Origin of the sequence: Paenibacillus sp. CFBP 13594, assembly GCF_014842675.1 — a bacterium.
In the GTDB taxonomy this organism is placed as follows: Bacteria; Bacillota; Bacilli; order Paenibacillales; family Paenibacillaceae; genus Paenibacillus; species Paenibacillus amylolyticus_B.
This window is the reverse complement of sequence record NZ_JACYVQ010000008.1, coordinates 179,122-205,644: the sequence shown is the minus strand read 5'-3', so window position 1 is coordinate 205,644 and position 26,523 is coordinate 179,122. Positions and strand designations below refer to the sequence as shown.

General features: G+C 46.2%; 28 protein-coding genes. 18 read left to right on the top strand and 10 right to left on the bottom strand.

Annotation, left to right across the window (positions count from 1 at the left end):
- The first annotated feature begins 32 nt into the window (after positions 1–32).
- The 5 genes from IFU39_RS24260 (at position 33) to IFU39_RS24240 (ending at position 5,439) form a co-directional block, all read left to right on the top strand.
- The gene (locus IFU39_RS24260; RefSeq protein ID WP_192135348.1) at positions 33–1,406 is read left to right on the top strand and encodes an ABC transporter substrate-binding protein; all 1,374 of its coding nucleotides are present in this window, start codon (positions 33–35) and stop codon (positions 1,404–1,406) included.
- A gap of 95 nt (positions 1,407–1,501) precedes the next feature.
- Positions 1,502–2,272 carry an HAD family hydrolase gene (locus IFU39_RS24255; protein WP_244661096.1) on the top strand — a complete coding sequence of 257 codons (771 nt, stop codon included), beginning with the start codon at positions 1,502–1,504 and terminating at the stop codon, positions 2,270–2,272.
- The gene (locus tag IFU39_RS24250) at positions 2,269–2,607 is read left to right on the top strand and encodes a DMT family transporter (RefSeq protein ID WP_192135346.1); all 339 of its coding nucleotides are present in this window, start codon (positions 2,269–2,271) and stop codon (positions 2,605–2,607) included. The genes IFU39_RS24255 and IFU39_RS24250 overlap by 4 nt, the downstream gene beginning before the upstream one ends.
- Complete coding sequence (locus IFU39_RS24245) at positions 2,607–3,701, top strand: metallophosphoesterase family protein (RefSeq protein WP_192135345.1); 1,095 nt, start codon at positions 2,607–2,609, stop codon at positions 3,699–3,701. The genes IFU39_RS24250 and IFU39_RS24245 overlap by 1 nt, the downstream gene beginning before the upstream one ends.
- Before the next feature lie 280 nt (positions 3,702–3,981).
- Positions 3,982–5,439, top strand: a complete 1,458-nt coding sequence (locus IFU39_RS24240; protein ID WP_192135344.1) for a carboxylesterase/lipase family protein — start codon at positions 3,982–3,984, stop codon at positions 5,437–5,439.
- Between the two features lie 164 nt (positions 5,440–5,603).
- On the opposite strand, the gene IFU39_RS24235 is transcribed toward IFU39_RS24240, so the two are convergent.
- Positions 5,604–6,755, bottom strand: a complete 1,152-nt coding sequence (locus tag IFU39_RS24235) for a VanZ family protein (protein ID WP_192135343.1) — start codon at positions 6,753–6,755, stop codon at positions 5,604–5,606.
- Between the two features lie 236 nt (positions 6,756–6,991).
- Here IFU39_RS24235 and IFU39_RS24230 point away from each other — a divergent pair, with 236 nt between their 5' ends.
- The 5 genes from IFU39_RS24230 (at position 6,992) to IFU39_RS24210 (ending at position 10,259) form a co-directional block, all read left to right on the top strand.
- Complete coding sequence (locus IFU39_RS24230; RefSeq protein ID WP_017691576.1) at positions 6,992–7,333, top strand: zinc ribbon domain-containing protein YjdM; 342 nt, start codon at positions 6,992–6,994, stop codon at positions 7,331–7,333.
- A 148-nt stretch (positions 7,334–7,481) separates the two neighbouring features.
- Positions 7,482–8,294, top strand: coding sequence for a class I SAM-dependent methyltransferase (locus tag IFU39_RS24225; RefSeq protein ID WP_192135342.1), 813 nt, complete (start codon positions 7,482–7,484; stop codon positions 8,292–8,294).
- A gap of 109 nt (positions 8,295–8,403) precedes the next feature.
- Positions 8,404–8,661: a hypothetical protein gene (locus IFU39_RS24220; RefSeq protein ID WP_074092774.1), complete on the top strand. Its 258-nt coding sequence runs from the start codon at positions 8,404–8,406 to the stop codon at positions 8,659–8,661.
- Complete coding sequence (locus tag IFU39_RS24215) at positions 8,658–9,044, top strand: retropepsin-like aspartic protease (protein WP_192135341.1); 387 nt, start codon at positions 8,658–8,660, stop codon at positions 9,042–9,044. The genes IFU39_RS24220 and IFU39_RS24215 overlap by 4 nt, the downstream gene beginning before the upstream one ends.
- Before the next feature lie 153 nt (positions 9,045–9,197).
- A complete protein-coding gene (locus tag IFU39_RS24210) occupies positions 9,198–10,259 on the top strand; it encodes an LLM class flavin-dependent oxidoreductase (RefSeq protein ID WP_017691578.1) in 1,062 nt (353 codons plus the stop codon).
- A gap of 133 nt (positions 10,260–10,392) precedes the next feature.
- Here the strand turns inward: IFU39_RS24210 and IFU39_RS24205 are convergent, their stop codons facing one another.
- Positions 10,393–11,052 (bottom strand): TetR/AcrR family transcriptional regulator, encoded by a 660-nt coding sequence (locus IFU39_RS24205; protein ID WP_192135339.1) that lies wholly within the window; start codon positions 11,050–11,052, stop codon positions 10,393–10,395.
- Positions 11,053–11,297: 245 nt separating this feature from the next.
- Here IFU39_RS24205 and IFU39_RS24200 point away from each other — a divergent pair, with 245 nt between their 5' ends.
- A complete protein-coding gene (locus IFU39_RS24200; protein ID WP_192135337.1) occupies positions 11,298–12,113 on the top strand; it encodes an SDR family NAD(P)-dependent oxidoreductase in 816 nt (271 codons plus the stop codon).
- 22 nt (positions 12,114–12,135) lie between these two features.
- Here the strand turns inward: IFU39_RS24200 and IFU39_RS24195 are convergent, their stop codons facing one another.
- A complete protein-coding gene (locus tag IFU39_RS24195) occupies positions 12,136–13,443 on the bottom strand; it encodes a VWA domain-containing protein (RefSeq protein WP_192135336.1) in 1,308 nt (435 codons plus the stop codon).
- Positions 13,444–13,547: 104 nt separating this feature from the next.
- Entirely contained in the window at positions 13,548–14,012 is a 465-nt protein-coding gene (locus tag IFU39_RS24190; protein ID WP_047840920.1) for a DUF4385 domain-containing protein, read from the bottom strand.
- 96 nt (positions 14,013–14,108) lie between these two features.
- Here IFU39_RS24190 and IFU39_RS24185 point away from each other — a divergent pair, with 96 nt between their 5' ends.
- From IFU39_RS24185 to IFU39_RS24175, 4 genes are all read left to right on the top strand, one after another.
- Positions 14,109–14,576: a YfbM family protein gene (locus IFU39_RS24185; protein WP_206759589.1), complete on the top strand. Its 468-nt coding sequence runs from the start codon at positions 14,109–14,111 to the stop codon at positions 14,574–14,576.
- A gap of 136 nt (positions 14,577–14,712) precedes the next feature.
- Positions 14,713–14,841 (top strand): hypothetical protein, encoded by a 129-nt coding sequence (locus tag IFU39_RS33305; protein ID WP_274599293.1) that lies wholly within the window; start codon positions 14,713–14,715, stop codon positions 14,839–14,841.
- A 208-nt stretch (positions 14,842–15,049) separates the two neighbouring features.
- Entirely contained in the window at positions 15,050–16,558 is a 1,509-nt protein-coding gene (locus tag IFU39_RS24180; protein WP_192135334.1) for a copper amine oxidase N-terminal domain-containing protein, read from the top strand.
- Between the two features lie 244 nt (positions 16,559–16,802).
- Positions 16,803–18,266, top strand: coding sequence for a GNAT family N-acetyltransferase (locus IFU39_RS24175; RefSeq protein ID WP_192135333.1), 1,464 nt, complete (start codon positions 16,803–16,805; stop codon positions 18,264–18,266).
- 225 nt (positions 18,267–18,491) lie between these two features.
- Here the strand turns inward: IFU39_RS24175 and IFU39_RS24170 are convergent, their stop codons facing one another.
- The 3 genes from IFU39_RS24170 to pdxR are packed head-to-tail and all read right to left on the bottom strand — an operon-like array spanning position 18,492 to position 21,331.
- Positions 18,492–18,950 carry a GNAT family N-acetyltransferase gene (locus IFU39_RS24170; RefSeq protein WP_244661095.1) on the bottom strand — a complete coding sequence of 153 codons (459 nt, stop codon included), beginning with the start codon at positions 18,948–18,950 and terminating at the stop codon, positions 18,492–18,494.
- Positions 18,947–19,867, bottom strand: coding sequence for a D-alanine--D-alanine ligase (locus tag IFU39_RS24165; protein ID WP_192135332.1), 921 nt, complete (start codon positions 19,865–19,867; stop codon positions 18,947–18,949). The genes IFU39_RS24170 and IFU39_RS24165 overlap by 4 nt, the downstream gene beginning before the upstream one ends.
- A gap of 12 nt (positions 19,868–19,879) precedes the next feature.
- Positions 19,880–21,331, bottom strand: a complete 1,452-nt coding sequence (pdxR, locus tag IFU39_RS24160; protein WP_192135331.1) for a MocR-like pyridoxine biosynthesis transcription factor PdxR — start codon at positions 21,329–21,331, stop codon at positions 19,880–19,882.
- Positions 21,332–22,004: 673 nt separating this feature from the next.
- On the opposite strand from pdxR, the gene IFU39_RS24155 reads away from it, so the two are divergent.
- From IFU39_RS24155 to IFU39_RS24145, 3 genes are all read left to right on the top strand, one after another.
- Complete coding sequence (locus tag IFU39_RS24155; RefSeq protein WP_017691590.1) at positions 22,005–22,361, top strand: nucleotide excision repair endonuclease; 357 nt, start codon at positions 22,005–22,007, stop codon at positions 22,359–22,361.
- Between the two features lie 207 nt (positions 22,362–22,568).
- A complete protein-coding gene (locus tag IFU39_RS24150) occupies positions 22,569–23,315 on the top strand; it encodes a Bax inhibitor-1/YccA family protein (RefSeq protein WP_091012415.1) in 747 nt (248 codons plus the stop codon).
- 143 nt (positions 23,316–23,458) lie between these two features.
- On the top strand, positions 23,459–23,677 hold the full coding sequence (locus IFU39_RS24145; RefSeq protein WP_192135329.1) for a hypothetical protein: 219 nt from the start codon (positions 23,459–23,461) through the stop codon (positions 23,675–23,677).
- A 75-nt stretch (positions 23,678–23,752) separates the two neighbouring features.
- Here IFU39_RS24145 and IFU39_RS24140 read toward each other — a convergent pair whose 3' ends face one another.
- From IFU39_RS24140 to IFU39_RS24130, 3 genes are all read right to left on the bottom strand, one after another.
- On the bottom strand, positions 23,753–24,067 hold the full coding sequence (locus IFU39_RS24140) for a DUF2628 domain-containing protein (protein WP_192135327.1): 315 nt from the start codon (positions 24,065–24,067) through the stop codon (positions 23,753–23,755).
- A 546-nt stretch (positions 24,068–24,613) separates the two neighbouring features.
- Positions 24,614–25,297, bottom strand: a complete 684-nt coding sequence (locus IFU39_RS24135) for a 4'-phosphopantetheinyl transferase family protein (RefSeq protein ID WP_206759588.1) — start codon at positions 25,295–25,297, stop codon at positions 24,614–24,616.
- Between the two features lie 163 nt (positions 25,298–25,460).
- Positions 25,461–26,333 carry an arylamine N-acetyltransferase family protein gene (locus IFU39_RS24130; protein ID WP_192135322.1) on the bottom strand — a complete coding sequence of 291 codons (873 nt, stop codon included), beginning with the start codon at positions 26,331–26,333 and terminating at the stop codon, positions 25,461–25,463.
- Between the last annotated feature and the right edge of the window lie 190 nt (positions 26,334–26,523).

Genomic DNA, 26,523 nt, shown 5'->3' with positions numbered 1-26,523 from the left:
ACTACCATTCACCTAAAACGGGAGGAACAACAATGAATTGGAGTCAGGCAAGCATGACATGGAAAAAGAGATTGAGGTTGAACTGGAAGGGTGGCATGTCGCTGGTACTTGCGACCAGCTTTGCTCTATTGACCGCTTGTGGAACACAAGCACCCGCAGAATCAGGCACGACGGCTGCTGCCAGTGGAACCGAAGCTCAGGCGAAAGATCCGGTGGAGATTGAGTTCTGGTATGGTCTGGGTGGTAATCTGGGCGATAACATGAAAAAGACGATTGATGCGTTCAACGCCTCCCAGAACGAAGTCGTTGTAAAAGGGATTGTACAAGCAGATTACACGGAAACGGAACAGAAGCTGCAAGCAGCAATTGCTTCCAAGAAGGTTCCAGCCGCTGTACTCAGCTCCAATATAGACTGGGCACGCAAAGGATATTATGCACCCATGGATGAGATGATTGCAGCTGATCCGAATTTTAAGAAAGACGATTTCATTCAGACATTCCTGAACCAGGGACAGGTGGATGGAAAGCAATACTTTTTGCCAATGTACGGTACAACTCAGATCATGTATTACCGTATGGATACGTTCAAGGAGAACGGAATCGACCCAGCAACTCTGACGACATGGGAGAAGCTGGCTGAGGCGGCTGCGAAGATGAGCAAACAAGAAAATGGCAAGACCACCTTCTACGGTTGGGAACCGATGTGGGGTAGAGATAATATGATTGATGCCGTGCTGGGTAAGGGCGGACAGATTCTTAGCGACGATGGCAAAACAGTTATGATTGACTCCCCAGAGTGGATCGAGACATGGGACTTGTTCCGCAAATGGATCAACGAAGACAAGATTATGGGCATTCATTATGGAGGTCAGGGCTGGGAGTACTGGTACAAAACGATTGATGATGTGATGAAAAATAAAGCAGCAGGTTATACCGGATCTAGTGGTGACCAAGGCGACTTGGACTTTAGCGTAGTCGCTGCGATGCAACAACCAGGCTGGGAAGGGATTGGTGAAGGAAAACCGGTAGCAAGTGCCATTTCGGCAGGTATTCCGTCAGCAGCGAGTCCAGAGCAACAACAGGCAGCTTATAAATGGCTTACGTATTTCTCTGAAACTTCGAACACAGCTTCATGGTCCATGAACACCGGATATATCGCAGTACGTCAATCGGCCCAACAAGATCCAGAGTTCATGAAATTCAGTGAGGAAAATCCACAGATCACCGTACCACTGCAACAGGCAGCTCACGCTTCGGCTCCCTTCCAGGATCCAACGGGTGGCAAGATCAATGATGCTTTAAAAGATGCAGCTGATCAGGTACAGATCAATAATATGCCAGCGGAACAAGCGCTGAAGGAAGCGAAAGAGAAAGCACAGAAGGAACTGGATCGGGTAACGAAATAAGAAACGTATACAGGCAATTGACTCACGCGATAAGGGCGGTACATGCTGTACCGTCCTTTCCGTTCATACAAGATCGCAGACAAGGAGTTTAACCAATGCAAGAGGAGATGTATGTAGACGGATTACCAAATCCGGTTGAAGCCGTTTTGTTTGACAAGGACGGGACATTGCTTGATTTTACGGGAATGTGGGGATTCTGGACCGATTGTGTGTTGAACGACTTCAGAAAACAGTTAGCGACTAGAGGACTCCGTATCGACACAGATGAATTCCCACAGATCTGGGGTACATTCCACGATGATCAAGGCCGAATGAATGGGTATGATGTGCGGGGCCCGCTTGCGATGGGCACGATGGATGAAGTGTATGCCGTGCTGACGTGGCATGGATATCGTGCGGGTCTCAGCTGGGCGGAATCCAAGATTATGGTCCGGGAGTGTTTGGCGCGAGCGGAGGAAGAGATGGAGCAGCATCGTCCGGCACGTCCGTTACCGGGAGTTCGAGAATTCCTTGAACAGTGCCGTAGCGAAGGTATGGTTATGGGTGTAGTGACGGCAGATGATACACCAAGTGCAATTAAACATTTGCAGTGGATGGGGTTGGATTCCTTTTTTGACGTGGTGATTGGCACAGATCTGGTGGAGCGGGGCAAACCTTTTCCCGATATGCTTGTGCTTGCCTGTGAACGGTTGGGAGTATCTGTACAGCATACGGTGGTCATTGGAGATACGGACGGAGACATGGAGATGGCACGAACCGCTGGTGCGGGGTACAGGCTTGGCATTGGAGAACCGGGAAAAATCCGCTTGGCGGATAGAACGATTCAATCCTTCCATGAATTGCTGAATGGTGGGCTGAATCGATGACAAATAGTCATGCCTACTTGGGCTGGGTCCTGTTGGCACTGGCCATCGGGCTGGAGCTGAGCGCTACCATTTTGCTGAAAGTATCGGATGGATTCTCACGGTTATGGCCTTCGGTGTTGATGTTTGTCTGTTATGGCGCAAGCTTTACCTTTCTTAATTTTGCAGTGAAGTATATGCCGCTGGCTGTAGCCTATGCGATCTGGTCTGGCGTGGGCATTACGCTTATTGGCGTCGTGGGGCATTACTATTTTGGTGAACGTCTGCGGCTCACGTCGATGGTCTGGATCGGTTTTATTCTGGTTGGCATTATTGGACTGAAATGGAGTGATTCTTGATGGAAAATGAACATACACCTGAGCAACCTCTTGCTACCTTCCAAGTCATTACAGATACGCATGTACGGGACGAGGCAGACCACATTCATAACCGACATCTGGAGCAAGCATTAGCCGATATAGCTACATTCAGTCAGGGAAGCAGCGGGATTATGCATGTGGGCGATGTGACGGATCGAGGTCTGCCGAGCGAATATCGTGAGTTGCAACGCATATGGAAGCAGCATGCGGAGAGTTTGCCGGACATCCGGTACACGGTAGGTAACCATGATATTGGAGCCGTGGTATGGCAAGATCCGCCGATCGTTTTGCTTGAGATGAAAGATGATGAAGTAGCCGAGTTGTTGGAGCAGGAAGCAGATATGGAGCTGGTCACTAAACAAACCGCTGCTGAATCAGCTGCACTGATTGAGAAACTATCCGGCGGAACCTATACGTTGTCTGCTGCACCTTCGGAGCAGGATGGTCAGGATGGGGGACGGATCTCTTCAGGAGTGGACCCCATTACAGTCGCAGGGTTATGGCAGCGTCGATTAAGTGATTTTGAAGGGACAACAGGCATGAAGGGCTCTTATCACGATCACTGGATTGATGGGTATCATTATATTTTCCTGGGCACCGAGCAACCTCATCCGAAGGATTGCGATATGTCGACTGAACAGTTGGAGTGGCTAGATGCGAAATTGTCTGAGCGAGCAACGCCAGAGCATCCCATCTTCATTTTCTTACACCAGCCGCTTATGGATACGGTGGCAGGATCGATGAAGGAACAAGGCTGGTATGGTGTGAATCAGGATGCAGAACTGAAGGCCGTTCTGGCCAAATATCCGCAAGCGATCCTCTTCTCGGGTCACACTCATTGGCAACTGGAGGCGCAGCATACGATGTACGATGGTGCAGGCCAGATGCCAACGATGTTCAATGCGTCGTCTGTAGGTTATCTATGGACGGATCAGGATGAACATCTGGAGGGCAGTGAAGGGCTTCATGTGGAGGTTTATAAGGATCGAGTGGTTGTAAAGGGGCGGAACTTTGTTACGAGCGAATGGATTGAGGGTACTGAGTTTACGGTAAGTTATCCTGTAGAAGGGTAGTTATTTGGATAGTTTACGGGAAAGGGTCATGCTAAGGGTCAATGTCATTAAGATAAGTCAGACTTGATGATATTGCTCAATGGGTGGCCTTTTTGGTGTCCATCTTAAAGGTATGTATTAGATCATCAACCCCATAAAGTTCCACGTGAAACGTAGCAGGGGAGGCTAGATTTGGGTAAAGTTGTAAATGGGTATGACTACAAACTATACTCAAATAAGTACACATGATATGCACATACTCGTTAATTTAACCTATTTACGGAGAGGAAGTAGAAGCGGCATGAGAGAACTTCAGGTTCAAACGACATATGGTACCGTTCAAGGCGAACTTTTGCACGATGCAAGTGTATGGAAAGGCATTCCTTATGCGAAACCTCCAGTAGGTGAGCTGCGTTTTAAGGCTCCGGTACAGCCCGAGTCATGGGATGGAATCAGACAGGCCAATCAATTTGGACCTGAGAATATACAACCACGAAATCATCAACCAGAAGGCCAGACAGAAATTCCGAATGAGTCAGAAGATAGTCTATATCTGAACATCTGGGCACCTAAGGAAAAAGGAGCAACACCACTGCCGGTCATGGTATGGATTCACGGTGGTTCCTTCGTGTCAGGTTCGGGTAGCCAGCCGATGTATGATGGTACACAGTTAGCGGTTCGGGGGGACGTCATCGTTGTGACGATCAACTACCGATTAGGACCTTTGGGATTCCTGCATATGGCTCCATTAGGTGATTCATATGTATCCAATGCAGGTCTGCTGGATCAAGTTGCGGCATTACAGTGGGTGAAGGATAATATCTCTGCTTTTGGTGGTAACTCGGATCAAGTTACGGTGTTCGGCGAATCAGCAGGCAGCATGAGTATTGCGGCACTGATGGCGATGCCAGCGGCCAAAGGACTGTTCCAACGTGCCATTATGGAGAGTGGTGCATCCCAGTTCATGCCGGCAGAGCAAGCTTCAGCGTTGCGGGAAGGGATGTTAAAGATTCTTGGGGTGGACCGGGACAACCTGCAGAAGTTAAATACAATTCCTGTAGAGCAGATTATTGCAGCCGGTGAAACGGTCAAACAGCAGAGCGGAGCAGGTATGGCATTATTGTTCCAACCTGTATTGGATGGGAATACACTACCACAGGTGCCACTTCAGGCAGTGAGCGAAGGCTCAGCGCAGGATATTCCGGTGTTGATTGGTACGACATTACACGAGGGTGCACTGTTCATCCAGCCACATGTACCTTTTTCAAAAGAAATCGATATGGTTCAGGGCGTAGACTTTATGACGCCAGATCTGGAGAACCGGGTAGCCATCGCGGATAGTTATCCAAAAACGGCAGATGGACAAGCCCAAGTCATGACCGATATGTTCTTCTGGCGGTCAGCGCTGCAATATGCTGCGGCACAGCAGAAGTATGCTCCGGTGTGGATGTATCGATTTGATTGGGTGATGCCGGAACATCCCTTGTTAAAAAGAGCGATTCACAGCATCGAAATGTTCTTTGTGTTTAATACACTGCATGTCCTCAAATTCATGAATGCGGAGCCGGATGAAGCCGCGGCGGCACTTGCCCTCAAGGTACAGGATGCCTGGATTTCCTTTGCCAAGAATGGCCAACCTGAAGTTGCAGGTGTGAACTGGCCTGAATATGAGCAGGATCGTGCGACACTAATCTTCAACCATGAGATTGAGGTCGTACATGATCCGGATGCAGCCAAGCGAGAGCTGTTAGGATTATAACCCAGGCCATTATTTGAATGGATACTCTGAATAGTTGCTATGAGCCCAACCAAAAGAGGACGTTCATTCTCAGAATGAACGTCCTCTTTTGGTAATCCGGCTGAATAATAAGCAGAACGTAAGCACTAATTAGAGTTACATTATGCCTTGTTATACTCCAAACATTATTTACGAGAGGCACGTGTGCGGGACACCTCATCGAAGTAGAAGGAACGTTTTCCACGGGAGAACAGTACGATCAAGACATGAACAAAGAGTACGGCGTAGACTAACATATAGATACCGAATGTCCCCAAGGAGATCCACATTTGATAAGGCTGAAGCATAACATCCTGATGACCTGCAAAAGCATAATCGTTGACCAAGCGAATGATCGTAACGAGCAGCCATGGAACATAGAGTGCGGCAAATCTTTTGAATAACGATTCACTGGTAGGTGTGCCGGTCTGACGATTCACATAGCGGAATCGCAAGATGGCCGAGCCTGGAGTTACCCCAGTTCGCACCCAAGGTATGAAGAACAGCACAATGACCATAGCAATGGATGTACTTAGCGCATCACTGATCACATCAGACGATGTAAAGATGGAGATTAGATTCGAAAGGAAGACAACAATGATTCCATCAATAATTAACGCGAGCAATTGAGGCATAGCATACACTCGGTTTTGCTCCACGATCTGTTCACTCTTCGCCTGAATGCTTGCACGTGATGGGAATAAAGCAAGCAGGATGGGCGCTGTGAAGAATCCAATGACTGCTCCCGAAGTGTTCAATAACAGATCATCTACATCGAACAGGCGGTAAGGACAATTGTAATACCCGTAGAATCCGGTGATTTGAGTGATCTCGAAGAATAGGGAAAGCCCTAATCCACCAAGCAGGGCGTACTTCCAGAATGATCTCTTTTGAAAAAAATAACGGATATATACACCTAGCGGCATGAGAAGCAGGACGTTAAATAGAACTTGCAGAAAGGCTCTGCCCTGAATCATGCTCAGATAGCTGGAAGGCTGAGACCATACAATGGGTGTTTCCTTCATGATGTCTTTGACAAAAGTGAATGGAACCAGATTGTAGTAGATCGTGTCAGCGGCTTGCTGCGCACAGGTATCTCGCGTAGTCGGAAAAGGGAGAATGACGAGGCAATAGGCGGCCAGAATATAAAAGATAAAGGAAAAGCTGATGCCAAACCGTGACCAGCTGAAGAAGCCGTCTTTACGATACCCATAGATTAACCACGGTACCAGCAAAAACATGGCCGCAACAACAAAGATTAAAAAAGCCGTTTGCACAGGGAAAACATATGAGGACATGAGCAGGAACTCCTTTGGTATTAAATATAATAACAATTCATAGAGACATTAAAATTCATGTATGTGTAGTGCGTATCTATTAGTTACATCATAAGTAGTTACCCTTAAAGTGAGGGATGCATGAACCTTAAATTTGGTTTAAATCCATCTATGCAGTGACCAAGCGTATGGAATATACCGCCGAAATCCCGTATACTTGCGGGAATGCCAATCGTAGAATGGAGAGTTTAATACATATGTCTAATTTGCCTAACTGCCCCAAATGTAATTCAGAGTACACGTACGAGGATGGTAACCTGTTGGTTTGCCCGGAGTGCGCGCATGAATGGTCTTTGGAAGCAGACAATGATAACGCTGAGGATGCAAAAGTAATCCGTGATGCCAACGGAAATGTGCTAAGTGATGGGGATACCGTTACGGTCATTAAAGATCTGAAGGTAAAAGGTAGCTCGCTTGTGGTCAAACAGGGCACCAAGGTGAAGAATATCCGCCTGATTGATGGGGATCATGATATTGATTGCAAGATCGACAGCTTGGGTGCGATGAAGTTGAAGTCTGAGTTTGTGAAAAAGATATAGTTCGAGAAACGTTCAGTTCCGCATCCAACGGGAATTGAACGTTTTTTTTAATTGACAGGAAATATTTAGTAGATATATACTGGTTGGAATTTAATTTTTTGAACATGGAAGAGTAGTCTACGTATAAGAAAAGGCAGGTGTCAGAGCGATGAAGAGAGATCATATTATTGAATATTATTCCGGGTTTGATGAGTGGGGCAGACTGGAGCGGGAACCAATTGAATTCATCATTAACATGCATTACATCAGGGAACATCTCCCCGCTACTGGTTGTATTCTGGATAATGGCGCAGGACCAGGAAAGTATGCCATGGAGCTTGCGAAGCTGGGGTATCAGGTCACTTTATCGGATCTGACACCTTCCTCCGTGGATACTGCGAGGCAAAAGGCTCAGGAGTTTGGTTTGGCACAGCAATTCGATGGGTTCCATGTTCTCGATGCCACTTCTCTCTCTGGTGTGGCTGACGAGACTTATGATGCGTCCCTCATGCTGGGCCCGTTATATCATCTGCAGACAGACGAAGAGCGCACGGCTGCTGTACGGGAGTTGTATCGTGTGACCAAGCGAGGGGGCATGGTGTTTGTAGCCATGCAGAGCCGAATGCGCATGAGTATCAATTCGCTGCAATCCCCGCAGCATTGGAAGCCGAATGATAATATGGCAGCCATCTCTTCTTTTGTGGAAAAAGGTATTTTCGATCATCAGGATCAAGGACGATTTACGGGAGCATACTATTTTAATATTCAGGACGTTACGCCCTTCATGGAGCAACATGGATTTGAAACCATTGATTTGATTGGTTCATCCAGCCTTAGAGCGATGCTCACGGACGAGCAGCAGCAATACTGGAAAGAGCGTGGCGAGTATGATGAACTCATGCAATATATGATAAATGCTGCTAAGGACCCTTCTATATTGGGAATCTCATCTCATTTGCTGTACATCGGGAGGAAGAAATAATAGATTTACAGGCAATGCTCTAAAAATCTATGTATTTTAGAATGTCAGCCCGTGGAATACTGTTTCCACATGATATAATATTTCTATCTTATGGTCTGGAGGTGTCACTATGCAATGGAAGGAAGTTCAGGAGCGATTCCCTAATGAATGGGTCGTTTTTGAGGCAACCAAGGCGTACTCTAGAGAAGGCCAGCGTTACATTGAAGAGATGGCAGTGATTGATTCATTTGATGATTCTACAAAGGCACTAAAACGTTATGGTGAATTGCATCAAGAAGATCCCAGACGGGAATACTGCTTTTTTCACACTTCACGTCCAGAAGTTGTGGCAAGAGAACGGTATGTTGGCATGAGAGGTCCTCGATGAAAATTTCAGAGATTTATGGTCTATCCTTCATAAGCATAAAACTTGTATTTAGAGGAGAAGTACTACAATTAGAAAAAGTCCTTTTGGATACCGGATCAGCTAGTACATTGCTGAATGCAGATGCAGTTCGGGAAGTAGGAATGGTTCCTGAAGAGGATGATCTCGTTGATATTATAAGAGGTGTAGGCGGTATAGAGTATGTTTATACCAAGTCACTCGATTCTATAACTGTAGATGGAACAACGATTAATGATTTTCAAGTTGAAATAGGAAATATGGATTATGGTTTAGAGATTGACGGAATTCTGGGATTTAATTTTATGAAACAGACCGGTGTTATAATTAATGCCAACCTGATGGAACTAAGTATAGCTAAGCCATAATTATAGAATTAAACATAAATGTGCCCTCTGGAAACAGAGGGTACTTGTGTTTTTCATCAAAATAGTTCAATATTAAGATATATAACAAAAGGTGATCTACTTACAATAGGTTAGATGAACAACGGATCGCTTCATACCAGGGAGGAACAGACAATGGAAATCGGAATTAGTACATTTGTGGAGACAAACCCGGATGTAAAAACAGGAGAACTTATCAGTCATGCGCAGCGTATTCGGGATGTTGTTGAAGAGATTGTTTTGGCAGATCAGGTGGGTCTGGATGTATATGGCGTGGGAGAACATCATCGTGCTGACTACGCCGCTTCATCACCAGCTGTCATTCTGGCGGCAGCAGCTTCACAGACCAAGAATATTCGCTTGACGAGTGCGGTAACGGTGCTGTCATCGCATGATCCGGTACGGGTATATCAAGATTTCGCGACATTAGACGGCATTTCGAACGGACGTGCAGAGATTATGGCAGGGCGTGGATCATTTATCGAATCCTTCCCGTTGTTCGGCTACGATCTGAACGACTACGATGAGTTATTTGATGAGAAATTGGATTTGCTGCTCAAGCTGCGTGATTCTGAAAAAGTTACCTGGGAAGGCAAACACCGTCCTTCCTTTAACAATCTGGGCATCTACCCGCGCCCGGTACAGGAAAAACTTCCGGTATGGATTGGCAGTGGCGGTAATCAGGAATCCGTAGTTCGTGCAGGATTACTCGGTTTGCCGCTGGTGCTTGCTATTATCGGTGGTCGTCCGGTGCAATTCGCACCACTGGTGGAGCTGTACAAGAAAGCAGCTGCACATGCGGGACATGATGCTTCCAAGCTGACCGTTGCTTCTCACTCTCACGGCTTCATTGCCGATACAACTGACGAAGCTGTGGAGAAATTCTTCCCGCCAGCTCAAGCCGTCATGAACATACTGGGCCGTGAACGTGGCTGGGGACACTACAGTCGTGCGACATTTGATGCGGCGCGCAGTCTGGAAGGTGCATTGTATGTAGGTGATGTGGATACTGTAGCTCAGAAAATTATTTATCTGCGCAAAGAAGTTGGGATTACACGCTTCATGTTACACACCCCACTCGGAACCATGCCGCACAACGAGGTCATGAGAGCGATCGAACTGCTTGGTAAAGAAGTTGCTCCAATCGTGCGTAAGGAAATTGCACGTTGGGAAGCTGAGAACGAAGAGGCCCGTTAATCGACTGTTATTGTTACGGAATTAGATAAAGTCAACCAAATAAAGGAGCATGCCCTAGGCGTATTATGCCAATGGGTCTGCTCCTTTTTCGTTTAATCTTCTAAAAGTATCTAAAACAGCACAGATGTAATGCTTATCCATTCGCAGATGCACTCACAAGGGAGTGTATAACCATGGACAACGTATGATCATAGAGGGTTTTGGCAGCTTCTTCACTCTCAATATGGCCTCCCAGGTACAGATGAATAACACCGTGTAAGGGAGCCCAGATCATTCGTACTGCAAGCAGGGGATCCTGCACCTGAAGCATTCCCTGTTCAATGGCGATCTCCACCAAAGCAGATACTTGCTTCAGAGCAGTTGCTGTTCCCTGTAAGGTCTCTCCATCCGGTTTGAATTCGGAAAAAGATCCTCCAAACATCAGCTGATAGAAGCTGGATTGAGAAATGCCGAAGTCCCAATAGACATGGGCCAGATCACGGAAATATTGTTCGAACGATGCCTGCCGGGGCATAGCTTCAAAACGCTGGGCCATGAGGGAGCATCCCTCTAAATACAGATGTTTGGCTAACCCTTCTTTTTTGCCGAAGAGGTTATATATGATTTTGGTGGAGCACTCCATGCGCTCAGCTACACGGCGTACCGTGACGGCTTCCGGTCCATGCTCTTGCAGTAAAGCAGCAGCAGCATGCACAATATTTTGCCGCAGATTATCCGAGTGCTGGAGTCTGGCTTCCTGAAAGGTTGTTACCGTATGTGCAGATTCTGTGGAACCCGAATTAAGATCCTTCATAGATTTCATCCTCGTAACCGTATTGTTGTTGAACAGAAACTACGTTTCCTTTTATGGTCATTCTACTGTTTTACGCCGGATGACGTCAATTTAATCCAAATTTAATAAGTAAGAACCCGTTCTAGATTCAAATTTAACAAATGTATTTGACAGCGTCATGAATTCTGGTTACGATGATTCTATAAAGAAACAACGTTTCTTATTGAAAACGAGTGTTCGAATTATACGTAGAGGATGGATGAGAGATGATAAAGGAACAGCGTCAATGGGTACTTATTACAGGTGCTTCTTCAGGTATTGGGGAAGTTTTTGCACTCGAAATGGCTTCCAAGGGTAAAAATATTGTGCTGGTGGCCAGAACAGAATCCAAACTGAATCAATTGGCAGAACGTATAGAACGTGCATATCAAGTAAGGGCTGAGGTAATCGTATCGGATTTGTCTCAAGTCGATGCACCTCAGAGGGTATATGAGGAATGTCAGAATCGGGGAATACACATCGATATGCTGATCAACAATGCGGGATTTGCTACTCATGGATTATTTGAACAAGTGGATGGTTCCCGGCAGCAGGAGGAAATTATGTTAAACGTGCTCGCCTTGACAAACATGACGCATCTTTTCTTGCCAGGCATGTTACAAAAGAAAAATGGTGCTGTCATTAATGTATCGTCTACGGCTGCCTTTCAACCTGATCCGTATATGGCTGTGTATGGAGCGACGAAGGCATTTGTACTTTCTTTTACAGAGGCATTATACGAAGAAAACAGGAAGCGTGGCGTTCAGTTTTTGGCATTATGCCCAGGCTCAACCGAGACTTCGTTCTTTGATGTGGTGGGCGCTGATGAAGCCTCGGTGGGTAAACGTGATACACCTGAGCATGTCGTGGCGGTGGCCATGAGAGCACTCGAGTCAGGCAAATCTTATGCTGTGCCGGGGGCCGGTAATTACTGGACAGCGCAGTTCACCCGCCTCGTGTCACGCAAGTTGATGTTGAGAATCGTAGGAAGTATGCTCCGTCCACGTTCCAAGGATGGTAAAGCAGAAAAAGTACAAGCCTGATTAGGGGTATAGAGTAAAAGCTTTAGGCCAAAATACCTTTGGCCCGAGCTTCCTTTATCCAACCTGGAAATTCAGTGAGGAGACGATCGTACAATTCTTCATCGCTGATCTTGGAGATATCGTCGAGAGCAAAAAAGTCAGCATTATCGATGAAACGTCCTGTCATGTCATCGAGTTTCTCGAGAATACCGTAATTGGCTTGGCCTAGGCCAACAAATTGCCAGAACAGATTTTTGGTTGAGCTTTCGGTAATAAGCCGCATGATTTTCCCTTTTTGACTGACCCCGCCATCGCTAAAAAAGATAATATACGTTGGCATCTTCACATCGGGTTCCTCGATCGTATATTTGCGAATGACATCCTGCATCACAGGAGGTTCGTTATTGGTACCGCCTTTGCTTCCCAGCGTATATGTGCGTTCAATATAATTCTCGAAATCCCTAGCGGTGACGCTAGGTGCACGCAAGAAGTCTTTGGCGAAGAACCAGACGTCCAACTCTCCGTTATCATCAAACGCTGATGCAATCGCCAGGATACGCTCGAAGGCTTCTTGCACGATGCCTTTGCGATACAGATGGTACATGGAGCCTGATGCATCAAATACAACGGCAACACGTGCCTGTATAGGTTCGATCTTTTTCTTTTGCAGAGACAGGGTTACTTTACGCTTAAGGAGATCGATCTTGGTCAGGTTCAGCGGTGCATGATTCGTGTTTGGTGCAGCAACAGGTACCAAGACTTCTGAAGAGGCCGCTGCTACTTCAGCTTGTGCGGTGAGAAGAACCTGTTCGGCTTCCGCGGTGTCGTTACTCTCAATTTCAACACCGAATGACTCCGCCAGCGGCTGCAATCCACCAAAGAAACCTCGCCCAATCGCACGAACTTTGAACCCGTCACGATACTTATAGATTTCAATGAGAATAAGTGCTGTTTCCGCAGTGACCTGTGTGATCTCATAGGTGATCTGCTGGGAACCCGCTTGTACAATCGCCTGACATGCCTGAACATCGGCGAAGGTGCCTCCCGCATCCAGAGTAGCCGTAAACACACATTTTTCCACAGGGGCCTGCTGTAATTGATTTGTATCCAGTACAAAAGAGGATTTCAGTTCCTCTGCCTGTTGCAGAAGCACACTTTGATGGGGATCGGCCTTCTGATTATAGAAAACAAAATAGTCGTCGGATGGGACTTTTCCCTCTTCGTTCACCATAAAGCAGCTAACATCCAAGGGAGAAGGAGATGATGTACATTGAATGGTTACCTGAAGTTGGGTGGATTCGTTGATACTGATATTCTGGCCTGTGTTTAAGTGAATGAACGAATCTGTCATAATTGGATGCGCCTCTCTTCTCCAATATAATGGTTGAAAATGTACAGTAATAAGATCGATTCTGAGACAAATGTTTCCATAAGTCAATCTTTTCACCATTGATCCTACGCCTCATCAGACTCGTACTTTTCCCGATGCTCCTTCTTCATTTTCACATAGTCTGGATCCGTCTTCGCAATCTCCCATTGTGCTTTGAATATTGCCGCGGCTTCTGCCTTCACCTTATCATTCTGATAGGGCAGGATCGAGCCATCCTCCTTTGAGTATTTGCGTCCTCCTTTGTGATTTGTATACCGTCTGGCCCGTGTATAGCCCATCTGCAGAAATTTGCGAGCCATATCCATACCCACGAAATCCCCCTTTTTCTTATACTCCAAAAATAGCTCATAGATCTTCTCCGATGACTCTGTCGCAATCTCGGGTGTTTTGAATCGCCAGTGTGGCAGAATCTCGCCCTTGTACGGCTCAACCATGAGAACACCCTGCTCACCCCGGCCTACGGTGTACAGCTCAGGATGTTTGCGCAGATCCAACTCATCATAATTGAGACTGTAATCAAATTTTTTCATGTATACACCCTCCTTGATAGGGATTACCCCGATTCTGAACCAACAAGCACGGTTAATGGGGAACAATAGAAGGAATTACACAGGAGGGGTAGCGGTATGGGAATGTCCGGCAGATATCTTGTGGTAACAAAGGAGCTAGTTGAATCCATTAAGTCAGGTGAGGTTAGTGTGCATGATTGTGCAGTGGATCTGGATATTGATAAAACGTGGCAGATGCTGCAGTTCACACTGAACGGTAACTTGGTAGAAGGGGAGCCTCCCCTGGGATATGTGGTGCCTCTCGCAGGTGAGCAATACGTGGGAAACTATTCGGATATGGATCTATTTTTGCTTAGTAACGAGCAGGTGGTGGAAGCCTATATGGCATTGGAGCAGCTCACACCGGAAGAATTAAAGGAGCGGTATAATCTGGACCAAATGATCGCTGAAGGTGTCTATCCAGTTATGGAAGATTGGGACGCGGAAGAGACATTTCAGGAGATCGTTCAGACCGTGGATGATATTCAGGCCTTGTTTCAGGCCACGGCTGCAAGTGGGAACGGGATCATCTTTTATGTTTTCTAAATGAGCACTAAAATTATGAGGGGAATTCTATGGCCGACACTGAGGCAGGTTTGAACTGTGCCTATTCGGGTTATTGATAGACACAAGGCTCAGGCCTTGATGACATGACAATCCGGTAGAAGAGAGGGAATGCGATATGACACAGGATCAGAACGAAGAGAACAAAGCGATTCAAGAGGACGAGCCGGATCAATTCGAGACTCCCACAACTGCGGAAGATGAAGAAACGGATGAGAAACTCGCAGAAGATCAGGAGCAAGAATAACTCCCAGCATTGCACAATGAAGCAGGATGTTTTATCGAAACATACGATATGCTGAAATATAGATAGACCAGAGGTCGGACATGGTCCGGCCTTTCGGTTTATTTTTTTGCGTATCCGTTTACAAGAATTACCTATACCTTCATAATGGAAATGAACCATATTTTTCTAAGGAGGAGTTCATATTACGAATCGGAAGTTAGTCCAATGGATGGCAGTGCCACTAGTACTCTTAATGGTTGTTCTTACAGGATGTCAGGCTGTGGGTGGAGTAGACGTTGGCAAAGCAATGGCCAATGGCGCGAGTATCAAGTCCGGTGAATCCAGACAATCCATGAATATAAACATAGAACCGGCTAAGGAATTTGCTACAGAAAAAGACCTTGAAATGATCGAACTCATTAATTCCATATCCCTGGATATTGATCAAGCCAAAATGAAAGATGCGAAGACAGCATCGATCAAAGGTACACTGAGCATGGAGGGAACGAAGTTACCTTTCCACCTGTCCATGAATGAGTCCCAATTGGTCATTGATCTGGACGGAGCCCAGAAACCGCTGTACATGTCTCTGGATACGTTCCAGGATGCACAGGCGCTTCCAATGGTAGATACGAAGGCTCTGGAGAAACAACTCGAGGAACTTTCCCCGAAACTGTTCTCTTTTGTCCTGAAGCATCTGTCCAATCCGAAGAACATCTCCGTAACACCGGTACAGGAATCCGTGAATGGCGAAGCACTTAGCCTCTCCAAGCTGCATCTGGAAGTTAGTGGTGAAGAGATGCTTGCCATGGTTAAACCGTTCCTGACGAGTATTTCGAAGGATGAGCAAGGACTGAAAGACCTGATTGGCGATCTATACGATGTGTTCTACCCTGTACTGGAAGCAGTGAATGAGGTAGAAGGTGGGGGAGACGACACACTGAATTCGATCGTTCCTGAATCGAAAGATGAAGCCGTTGCGTCACTATATGCCATCATCAAAGTAGGATTGGACAGTATGTTGGTCAATTATGATCAGGAGCTGAACAACCTGTTGAATGAGACCCCTGAATTCAAAACGGTCTTTGGTACAGAAACCAAACTGAAATTGGACTTCTATCTCGACAGCAAGCTGGATATTCGCAAGCAAAACTTTGAACTGAAAGTAGCGCTGCCTGCTTCTGAGGATCTGCCGGTGAACTCTGTAACGGTAAGTGGAGACAGTGAACAGTGGAATATCGGTGGCACAGTTGCAGTTGATGAAGTGGATGTATCCGGCGGCGTTATGGATCTGATGAAGGATGATATTACGCCTGGACAGATGCTGCGCAATTTTGATTCCAATTCACTGGCATACCAATTGCTGAAAGATGAAGCTGGAATCACGAGTAAAAGTGTAGTGCTCTTCCCGGATGATGAATACGCCGGGGCGATCACCGTTAAGAACACAACATTTGTTCCGCTTCGCTACGTGTCTGAAGAATTGGATGCTGAAGTGAAATGGACCAAAGGCTCGAACCAAATCGTTGTCATTGACGACATCACTGGTGATGAGATTGTCCTGACCGTAGGTTCCAAGAAGGCAACCGTTGCTGGTAAAGAAGTAACCATGGTGGAATCCGCTTATGTAGGCAAGGACGGCAAGACGTATGTGCCGCTGCGCTTTGTGGCTGAATCCCTTGGAGCTACTGTAGATAAGGAACAAGAAACAGGCTGGATTTACATTGACCGTCCTTAAGTGAGACGTTGTAAGTAAGCCTTAGTATGAGAGGGGATTTCAGAGTATGCCAGATTTCTCGTAATGATCGTGAAAAGAACACCGCAAAAATTCCGTTTGATCATGAACGGGATACGTGTGTCCTTTTGACCCATTACGAGGAGCTTCGGCGTTTCTGAAATGATGAAACGGATCGGGGAGTGCCTCTATTGGAGGTGCTCCTCTTTGTTGTGTCATCCTAAATAAATCCCCAGAGGTGTCATATATGAAAAGTCAATTATTCATCCATTCAAACTCCATTACGTTGCGTCCATTTATGCTTGAAGATCAGGCTGCCGTGTATGCATTAACCCAACAACCTGAAATCACAGATGTCCTGCCAGATTGGAAGATGACCGAGGAGCAGTTGCGCGAATTCTTACAATTTGTCGTTGGCAGTTACGAACAGTTCAACCCGGAAGATGTACGCATCCTGCTTGCCGTTGTACACAATGAAGATCAGCGTATCATCGGTTGGTGTGGCGTATTTTCAAATGACATGCTGGATCGGGCTGATCGCGAGGTGGCTTACGCCATCTCCCGGGATTACCGGAATAAAGGATACATTACAGAGGCAGTTCGAGCCCTAACAGCATATTTATTTGAGCATACCTTGCTGGATCGAATTGTGGGCATTGTGAAGCCCTCCAATCAGCCGTCACGCAAAGTTCTGGAGCATGCGGGCTTTCGTTATATCTCTCGCAGAATGCTTATGGACAAGGAGTGCTACGATTATTTTGAACTGCTCAAAGTAAAGACCGAACCAGTGGAACCGAAGCAGATACATTCTGAAATTCGCTTACGACGAGCACAGCAGGAAGATGCTGTTGTACTTACAGAGATTTGCACTCGTGCTTTTGATCATGTCATAAAAGTCTGGGCGGATAATGAGAAGGATATCGATAGCAATCTATGCCCGCCTGATTATTCGTCAGTTCGCATGCATCGTTACGTGATCCGTGAATGGGATTATTATGTTGTAGAATCAGATGGATGCGCTATTGGCGGAGTGAGTGTTAACGTGCTTGGACGAAAACATGCCAGGATCGATAAGATCTATATTGATCCCGTATGCCAGGGCCGTGGTGTGGGAACTCAAGTCATGAGGTTTATTGAGGCTGAATTTCCGCAGATTGAAATCTGGAAGTTGGAGACCTCAGGTCGGCAGTTGGATAATCATCATTTTTACGAAAAAATGGGATATGTTTGTATCTATGCATCTAAGGATGAGTTTGTATATGAGAAGAACATGTCCGTTGATTCTTTTGATCCAACATGTGATGAGACATTAGCCAAGGACTCGGGTGAGTCAGTGGTTGAATATGTTCTAGCTAATCTGGACTCGGTTCGTTACAGCACCAGTAATCTGACCAATAGTCGGATAACCGACTGCAACTTAAGTGGAAGCAAATTTACCAATCTAAATATGACCAATATATTGCTAGCTGATTTACGCCTAACCGACAGCAAGATTGAATTCTGTGCTTTGGATGGCGTTCAATTCCAGGACACACACCTTGGATCTGACCGTGTACCCATGCAGTGGGTGCATTGTGATCTTGGGGGAAGTCGTTTTATCGATTGCGATCTATCTGGGGTTCAGTTGGAAGAGTGTCAAGTGAACGGGATGAAGATCAACGGAGTAGAAGTAGAGAAATTACTTGCAGCCTATGAAGCTATGAAGTCCTGAAAGGCGCCTCGTTGCCTTATTGCTGTCCGGTGAAGCACCATTCATCAATGGAGCCATTATTCCGATTGATGGTGCGCAGTCAGCCAAATATTGATCCCATAATCATCAACAGCACATCGATGCAGCATAGATATATACTGAAGAACGCCCTTTTTCGCCAATGTGCGGATTGGGGCGTTCTTTTTTGGTTTGATATTCAAGGGGGCGTATCCCGTATCCCGCAGGTTAAGTGTGCTGTAGAATCTGCGGCTTTTTGCTAAACCCGGTACTCCCGGCTATAAAGCCCATCTGGCGATAGAATTCATGTGCAGCTTCACGTTCTGGACGATTGCCACTGTTCAGAGACAAGGAATCCACGTTATGCGTGGCTGCCCAGTGCTCAGCTTCAAGAATAAGCTGACGGCCGATGCCTGAGCCCCTGAACTGGTCGTGTACAACCAATGCCAAGATACGGCAGTGTCTTCCGTTCTTTTCATATAGATAAGACGTCTGTAATCCGATCAGTCCAACTACGCGGCCTCGTGCTTCAGCAACCAGTGTAGTAAAGTTTGCGTCCGCAGAGATATGGGTATAGCGCTCTTCCATCTCGGCGTACGTGGTGGGATAACCAAGTTGGTCCATCAGAATGACCATATCCTGCAGATCGGTAGTGGAACTATGTCTAATCGTCACATCCAGGCTCATAATGTTGTATCCTCCTTGGGTCTTTCCTTCAATGAAAGTTCAATAATGGTATCCAGCAGCTCTGCAAAAGAAATGTCTGCAGCTGCTGCACTTTTGGGCAGCAAACTGTTACGGGTAAGACCCGGCAGCGTGTTCACTTCAAGCACATACGGCATGCCTTCCCGAATCATCATATCCACACGAGCGTAGACACTGCATTTGAGCACCTGATAACAGGCTAAGGCCGCTGCTTCGACGCGATTGTGAAGGTCTAAAGGCAATTTTACAACCTGCTCATCGGCCCCGTGGTCATCGTATTTGGAAGCATAGTCGAAAAACGCAGCGTTTGAACGGATGGAGATCACCGGCAGCATCTTACCATCCAGAATGGCACAGGTGATCTCCTCACCCTCGATATACTGTTCAATCATCACCGTATCATCCCAGACGAGGGCAGCCTCTACAGCGGCGGGGAGGGTGGATGCCTCCTTAACCACTTGGGTACCGATACTTGAACCCCCTGAATTCGGTTTGACCACCACGGGGTACGTTAATTGTTGAACAGCAATAGAGGATAGTTCCTCCATGTGGCTCACCCGCAGCCATTCTCCGGTAAGCACACCTGCATGCTGCATGAGTTGTTTGGACATGTCTTTATCCATGCATACACTGCTTGCCAGCACACCACAGCCTGTGTAGGGAATACCCAGCGATTCCAGTGTGCCTTGAACCGTACCGTCTTCGCCGTATTTGCCATGCAGGGCAAGCAGTGCCACATCGATCCCCGCTGACTTGTCGATTAGATCGCGTTTGGTATTCAGCTCAATGGGTACAACCTCGTATTTGTCTCTATTCAGGTTTGCAATCATCTCCTGTCCGGTGAGCAGGGAAATATCCCGCTCCGAAGATGTACCGCCCATAATCACGCCAACTTTCATGTGAAATCCTCCTTATCTCATGTGAGCTACTGTCTCGCCAATGATACGAATGCCTTTACGTATATTCTCATCGCTGACTCTGGAGAAACCCAGACGCATCGTGTTTACACCCTGACCATGTTCCAGATAAAAGGTATCCCCCGGTGTGAACGTTACACCTTTCACTTTACAGGCAGCCAGCAGTTCACGGGTTCTGTATTCGGACGGGAACTGCACGAACAGATGCAGACCACCCGCACCGGAAATCCGGCACATTGGCAGATGCTGCTTCAGGCAACGCACAACCAATTCATATTTTCGCTTATACTCTGTGCGAGCACGCTTCAAATATTTCTCGAAATTACCGTTGCTCAGATATTGATACAATAACGATTGGTCCAGCGTGGAGGTATGGATGCTGCGTGCCCGTTTCATACTCTCCAGATAATCAATCAGCGCCGCATCCGCAATAATCCAACCTACCCGCAGGCCTGGGAACAGGACTTTGGAGAAGCTGCCCAGATACACCAGTCCATTGCCTTTGCCCATGCTGGCAATCAGGGGAGATACGTGGGAACCGGAATAGCGTAATTCTTCGTTGAATCCATCCTCAATGATGGGTACCTGATACTTGTTCATCAACCGGATGATCTCTACCCGTTTTGCAGGGGACGTCACAATCCCGGTTGGATTGTGATAGGATGGCACGAGGTATGCCAGATCATATGGACTTGCCTCAAGTTCATGTTCCAGTTGCTTCAAGTCCAGGCCATCCGGCTCCATATTCACACCGGTCAGGTGGAACTGGTGTAATTTTAGATTTTTGATCGCCGTGTGGTGCGTTGGATTCTCGCAGAGCGCTTTTCCGCTTTTTTTGCGCAACGCTCCAAGAACCAGATCGAAACCTTCCGTGAATCCGTTGGTGATCAGGATGTCCTTGCCACGGAGGTCGACCCCTTTGTTCTCCATATATCGTAGTAAATAGTTCATCAGAGGTCTGTATCCTTGCGCATATCCGTAATTCAACAGTACTTCGCCTTCAAGTGACATGCGATCCAGAAAAGCCCGCTTTACGTTGTGCAGATCAAACAGCTTTTCATCCGGTGCTATGCTGGTAAACGATATCTCACCGCGCTCTGCACCGGAGCCATGCTTCATCAGATCGTACTGCTCTGCCTGAATGGCATACTCGCTTACCTCTGTCGTCCAGTCCAGTTCCCAGTTCGCTGCTGCCTCAGGCGTTTCGATGGAGGCACTGACGTAATTGCCCTTGCCTTTGACTGCATAGATCAGACCTTCATCTTCAAGCTCGGCATAAGCGAGCAGGACCGTGCTGCGACTAACCTTCATGAGTGTACTGAGTTCACGGGTCGAGGGCAGCTTTTGTTTGGCTTGCAGGCCGCCTTTGAGCATCAATCGCTTCATATAATCTTTGACTTGTATATATACAGGGCGGTCCTCCGTCAGTTGCAGATCGGAATACATCCCATCACTCCCTCTATTGGTATCTTGCCATATTATAAACCCAGCAGAAAGAACCACGATACCTCTGTTTCCCTGAGCATGTGGTTGGTTGTACGCACAAACGCAAAAAAGCCCTGGCAGTATGCCGGGGCCTGGTGGTGAAACTTGATCCATTTTCTATAGTACTGCTGCTATAATTTCTACAGTTGTATTGCATGACTAGTCTCTCTAGGATCGATAGCTATCTGACCTTCTACGTGTGTCTATTAACTTCAGTACGACTATAATTGCAGGCTTTCTAGGTGATACTTAAAATCTACAGTGAATCATGAATCTAGGTCTTTCTAGGTTTGCTTGCTGCAAGGGTCGATTAGATGATGAATCCACAATCTATAAGCTAGGGTTCTTGCTAACTGTACTCTTGTCGTGATCACGTAACAGAATTCAGCATGAAAAAGAGTTTCAATCATAGGGTACAATAGACGGAGGTAGATATAAAGACGTATGTCTCAGTGCCCAATTTCTTCCTCATACCCCTATAGTACCACTTTGAATCAGGGAAGTTAACCTTTTTTTTGAAATATTTGTCGTAATAGCGAAAATTGCGTGAATTGTACTTCATATAGAATGAAATGGTGTCCGTTTATAATATGTGATAGGATGTAAACCTATAGATAATGAGGAAGTGAGCCTATTGATTAATATTACCGTGCCAACACCGGATGTAACCATTACAAAGCAGGTGGATCCACAGCTTAGCCACATTTATGGATTTACTGATTTTCACCTGATTACCCGGGAACTAGGCGGGATTTTCATGTTTTACAATGCCGCTGGAGAGTTGTTATTTGTCGGGAAAGCACGTAAATTAAGACCACGTATCAAAAAGCATTTTGAAGACACGGTATCACCAATGAAGAATCACCGCGAAGAAGTAACGAAGATTGAAGTATGCCTGGTTGAAGATCCGGTAGATCGTGAAATTTATGAGACGTATATCATCAACACGATGCGTGCGAAATACAATGTAGATAAAGTCTTGTACAAATAAGACGCTTAAAAAGCACATGAACATGCAATGTCTGGGACATATGTCCTAAGTGTTGCGCCAGTAGGTAAGGATGTAATCGAAGGATTGCATCCGATTCCTTCTGGTGCCTCCCGATCTTTTTGAGGGAGTAGCTTGTAGAATTTGAAACGTAGTAAACCCAAACTTAGTATCACAGATATACCAAATACATATGAAGAGGTGATTGTGTTGATCGGTCGTAGCGGTAACCCTACACTTAAAGACAGCACGTTTGAAAACAGAGGATATGGAGAAGATCGGTATCAGAATTACATGACGATCAACGGCACGGTGAACAAAGCGTTTATTACGCTTGTGATTCTACTGGGCAGTGCATTTGCAACCTGGATGATGTTCTTTAACGGACAACAAGTAATGCCGCTTGCTTATGGCGGATTAATTGTTGGTTTCATTCTGGCACTTGTGATTTCGTTCAAACCCGTAGCGGCACCTTATCTGGTACCGGTCTATGCTGTGGCAGAAGGGCTATTCCTGGGCGCACTCTCAGCAACCTATGAGTCACTGTATAACGGAATTACCTTGCAGGCGGCCCTGTTGACCATGGCTGTATTCATCGCTCTGCTGGTGGCATACAAAACCAGATTGATCAAAGCTACGGAGAACTTCAAGCTTGGGGTAGTGGCTGCAACCGGCGGTATCATGATCATGTATCTGCTGAGCTTTGTACTGAGTTTCTTCGGAATTTCGATTCCTTATCTGCATGATAACAGCTTGATCGGCATTGGTATTTCGGTCGTTATCGTCATTGTGGCTGCCCTCAATCTGGTCCTTGATTTCGATTTCATCGAGGGTGGTGCTGAACGTGGGGCACCCAAGTACATGGAGTGGTACGGTGCATTTGGATTGATGGTTACACTGGTATGGTTGTACATTGAGATCATCCGTCTGCTTGGAAAATTGCGGAGCCGGGATTAGTCCTATCCATACGTCAGAGACGTAAACGGAGTGTGGATTTAAACCTTTAAAACCCAAAAAGCTAACGCGTGATACTACGTCGTTAGCTTTTTTAGTATGTGAGTACGAGACTATGGGGTGGTCCGTAGGACGGCTCGCTGTCCGTGACCACGATTGCTTTTGATATCTCCGTACTTGAGATCTTCTTGTCACCGGCTACCGGGGCCAGAGTGTATATCGCGCAAAAGTCCAAAGACAAAGAAATTACCATCATTGGTGCAGGAATCCTCAGTGCAAATGAAAGAATGGTATTGTTATCTGATAAACACCAAAAAATCCCTGACGGATTAGCCAGGGATTTTTTGGTGTTTATCTCAACATGATTGCTGGTTGGTATATCTACAATAAAAAATCTAAAAGCTTATAATTGCTATGATCATCCGTGTATTACTTTGGTTTTAAGCTGCTCGAGCAATAATCTGATTATTTTCCAGAACCGCTTGAGCTTCAGCATTGGAAGGACGGTAGCCCTTTTCGAGCAACTCTTTAATGTAGATTTTGTTGTAAACGAAAGAGAAGACGATCCCACTAATCCAAGCTCCAACACCTGCAGTGAAAATACCAAGTGCTACGGAAATCAAGAACATGATGGCAGCCCATTTCAAATCACCACGGAACAACGCAGGGAAAAATCCGAAAAATAATGTTGTCCAGCTGAATCCTACTTTCACGTTCTTGGTTACACCTGCACTGTTTTGCAAAAAGATATGCATCTGTCCACTTCCTTCTAAAATAATGAATCGGAGAGAGAATCGAGTACTAACAAGTATGTAGTGTGAATCTAGTCGTAAATACCTGATTATTATTACCTATTCTTCTTCCTTTTGGTCCTATAGTACCATTAACTGGACAGGATGTTAATCTTTTTTTGAAAATTATGGTTTCGTATGAGATATATTCTCTTTTTGATAAAAAGTAAAAATGAAGGAGAGTCAATGACCGCTCCTTCATCATATTTGCAATTCTAACGAATCTCACACCTCTTAATAGAGGATTTTTAGTGTTTTGGGAAAACTAACGAACCTCAGACACCTTATTGGTGCAGAGTTCGGCAATATCAACGTGAAAAAGGACATATTAGAGCATATAGGGTGCGTAGGATTCCTTAGAATGCCAGACCTGTGTAATTGAAGCCCATAAGGCGTGTCAGGTTCGTTAGGGCTTGAACCAAATCTTAACCCCGACCCTAACCCCAACCCCAAAAACCAAATCCAAACTATACTTCACAATCCCCCAATTAAGCCTCAACTAGCCGCACATTAAACCAATTCTGTGTATAGATCCTCCAAGGTTACAATCTCCGTCTTGCTCGGCAGCTCTCCCCCAGCAGAACATGCCGCAAGCATATGTCCATCATCCAGTCGCTGACTGAGAAAGAGATATGTCCCGGCCTGTTTGCAATGCCATTCCTTCCGTTCATTAGGTAGGATGGCGAAGGAGTCCAGCGGTATGGACAAGCCCATACCGACTGCCTTGATATAACTTTCCTTCAGCGTCCATAGACGGTAGAAGGTCTCCAGCCGCCGGTCGTCAGGCTCGGCAGCCAAGAACTGGCTCTCCTTAGGAGAGAAGAAACGCTCAGCAATCTGCATGTCAATTGGAGCTATTTTTTCCACATCTACGCCCAGTTCATCTGTACCGCCAGAGATTAGAGCAATCCAATTACCAGAATGGGAGACGTTGAATGGTACATCCGAATGGTGACTGAGCGAAGGTTTGCCATAGGAGTTATGGGTAAAAGAAAGCTCAGCAGGTCTCAGTCCAGTCAACTTGCTCAAAGTCACACGAGTCAATATCTCTCCCAGCACGGAGCGATACGCGTCAGCCTGACGCAAAAAACGCGAAGCCTGAGCACGTCGCTCGGCAGAAACTTGCGACAAAAAGTGGTCCCAGTACGCCTCGGGCAATACTTCTGGAACTTGGAGCACACGAATAGTTATCATCATTTATCACCTGAATACGTATTCGGCGCTGTTCAGTAACTTTCCTTTATATGGAACGCCCCCTCAACTCTTCCTCCCAAATCATCACTATACGGATGCCCCTAATAAGCAAGCCGGTTGTCTCGCTTTTCATGTTAAGGCCTCAGGTTCTGCATCTTTCTCTTCATGCTTCCTGTACTCGTTTCCATTCCGTATGCGCAGCCTGAACTCGTTCCCACATGTCCTGGCATTCCAGTTCGCTGTAGTTCACCAATGGTTCATGGAATATTTCAGTTAATACGTTACGCCATTCGGTATAACTCTGGATCTCCGTTTTCCGGATTCCTTCGATATCATGTGTTCGAAGCATACATCCACGTAGTTCATGACTGCGGATCTCATCTCGCTGACGAAGCAAAAATGCGTTATGCCAAGGTGATTCGGCCGCCCGACTGTAGAATTCATGTTTGGGAATGAACTCTTCTAGGCTGGTAATTGCTTCAGGAGCATAGTCCACACCTTCACTTGGCCCATTCGGCTCGTACTCAAGCCGCCATCCCCCCGCCACAACAGATGATGGCATCAATTGGTACGTGAACGGAGCTGAACCATAGGTTCCATAACGAAGTAGCAGAGGTTCAAAGGGCATTCCGCCGAGACCTACATCTACAATCCAGCGTTCAACTGTCGGGTCAGCATCCGGCAGAAGCACGGACAGACCGAGATGGAATGAGTTCACACGGGGTTGTTCCCCATGAGGCTGTACTCCACCGCGATGCCAATCAACCGTATAACCCAGTGATCGGAGAAGAACACTAAATGCACCATTTAGATGAAAGCAGTAGCCGCTGCGTCCCTGTAATATAAGCTGAGTTGAATCTTGAAGACTGATTCCCGCAGGACGACCTGCAAAAATATCGACCGTTTGCCAGGATAAATATTGTACATGTGCTCGCTGGAGTTCAAATAAGAATTCCAGTGTAGGTTCCTTTATATCATCTATGCCGATCCGTTTCAGATAGGCCTGTATTTCAGCTGTATTCAATAGTTCATTCATACAGATCACCTCACGTCATATAGTGGGCTGCAGCCCAAATCTTTATAAACTTCTGCTGCCCTGAGTTCATTGTAAAAGTGAACGGATGAAAACAACATAATCAATTGAGCCAATTGTAACGGTACAATTATTGAACAAAGCCTTGAAATTCATCTCAAGAGATGGACATGGTTCTGATTTCATTGAAATA

Bases quoted from the DNA above. Each gene is read 5' to 3' on its own strand.
- IFU39_RS33305 (WP_274599293.1), top strand. From the start codon at position 14,713: ATGACACAGGATCAGAACGAAGAGAACAAAGCGATTCAAGAGGACGAG.
- IFU39_RS24205 (WP_192135339.1), bottom strand. From the start codon at position 11,052: ATGAAGGATCTTAATTCGGGTTCCACAGAATCTGCACATACGGTAACA.
- IFU39_RS24240 (WP_192135344.1), top strand. From the start codon at position 3,982: ATGAGAGAACTTCAGGTTCAAACGACATATGGTACCGTTCAAGGCGAA.
- IFU39_RS24210 (WP_017691578.1), top strand. From the start codon at position 9,198: ATGGAAATCGGAATTAGTACATTTGTGGAGACAAACCCGGATGTAAAA.
- IFU39_RS24190 (WP_047840920.1), bottom strand. From the start codon at position 14,012: ATGAAAAAATTTGATTACAGTCTCAATTATGATGAGTTGGATCTGCGC.
- IFU39_RS24135 (WP_206759588.1), bottom strand. From the start codon at position 25,297: ATGATAACTATTCGTGTGCTCCAAGTTCCAGAAGTATTGCCCGAGGCG.
- IFU39_RS24255 (WP_244661096.1), top strand. From the start codon at position 1,502: ATGCAAGAGGAGATGTATGTAGACGGATTACCAAATCCGGTTGAAGCC.
- IFU39_RS24250 (WP_192135346.1), top strand. From the start codon at position 2,269: ATGACAAATAGTCATGCCTACTTGGGCTGGGTCCTGTTGGCACTGGCC.
- IFU39_RS24185 (WP_206759589.1), top strand. From the start codon at position 14,109: ATGGGAATGTCCGGCAGATATCTTGTGGTAACAAAGGAGCTAGTTGAA.
- IFU39_RS24215 (WP_192135341.1), top strand. From the start codon at position 8,658: ATGAAAATTTCAGAGATTTATGGTCTATCCTTCATAAGCATAAAACTT.
- IFU39_RS24175 (WP_192135333.1), top strand. From the start codon at position 16,803: ATGAAAAGTCAATTATTCATCCATTCAAACTCCATTACGTTGCGTCCA.
- IFU39_RS24200 (WP_192135337.1), top strand. From the start codon at position 11,298: ATGATAAAGGAACAGCGTCAATGGGTACTTATTACAGGTGCTTCTTCA.
- IFU39_RS24230 (WP_017691576.1), top strand. From the start codon at position 6,992: ATGTCTAATTTGCCTAACTGCCCCAAATGTAATTCAGAGTACACGTAC.
- IFU39_RS24140 (WP_192135327.1), bottom strand. From the start codon at position 24,067: ATGCATATCTTTTTGCAAAACAGTGCAGGTGTAACCAAGAACGTGAAA.
- IFU39_RS24195 (WP_192135336.1), bottom strand. From the start codon at position 13,443: ATGACAGATTCGTTCATTCACTTAAACACAGGCCAGAATATCAGTATC.
- pdxR (WP_192135331.1), bottom strand. From the start codon at position 21,331: ATGTATTCCGATCTGCAACTGACGGAGGACCGCCCTGTATATATACAA.
- IFU39_RS24220 (WP_074092774.1), top strand. From the start codon at position 8,404: ATGCAATGGAAGGAAGTTCAGGAGCGATTCCCTAATGAATGGGTCGTT.
- IFU39_RS24225 (WP_192135342.1), top strand. From the start codon at position 7,482: ATGAAGAGAGATCATATTATTGAATATTATTCCGGGTTTGATGAGTGG.
- IFU39_RS24235 (WP_192135343.1), bottom strand. From the start codon at position 6,755: ATGTCCTCATATGTTTTCCCTGTGCAAACGGCTTTTTTAATCTTTGTT.
- IFU39_RS24130 (WP_192135322.1), bottom strand. From the start codon at position 26,333: ATGAATGAACTATTGAATACAGCTGAAATACAGGCCTATCTGAAACGG.
- IFU39_RS24180 (WP_192135334.1), top strand. From the start codon at position 15,050: ATGGCAGTGCCACTAGTACTCTTAATGGTTGTTCTTACAGGATGTCAG.
- IFU39_RS24260 (WP_192135348.1), top strand. From the start codon at position 33: ATGAATTGGAGTCAGGCAAGCATGACATGGAAAAAGAGATTGAGGTTG.
- IFU39_RS24245 (WP_192135345.1), top strand. From the start codon at position 2,607: ATGGAAAATGAACATACACCTGAGCAACCTCTTGCTACCTTCCAAGTC.
- IFU39_RS24165 (WP_192135332.1), bottom strand. From the start codon at position 19,867: ATGAAAGTTGGCGTGATTATGGGCGGTACATCTTCGGAGCGGGATATT.
- IFU39_RS24170 (WP_244661095.1), bottom strand. From the start codon at position 18,950: ATGAGCCTGGATGTGACGATTAGACATAGTTCCACTACCGATCTGCAG.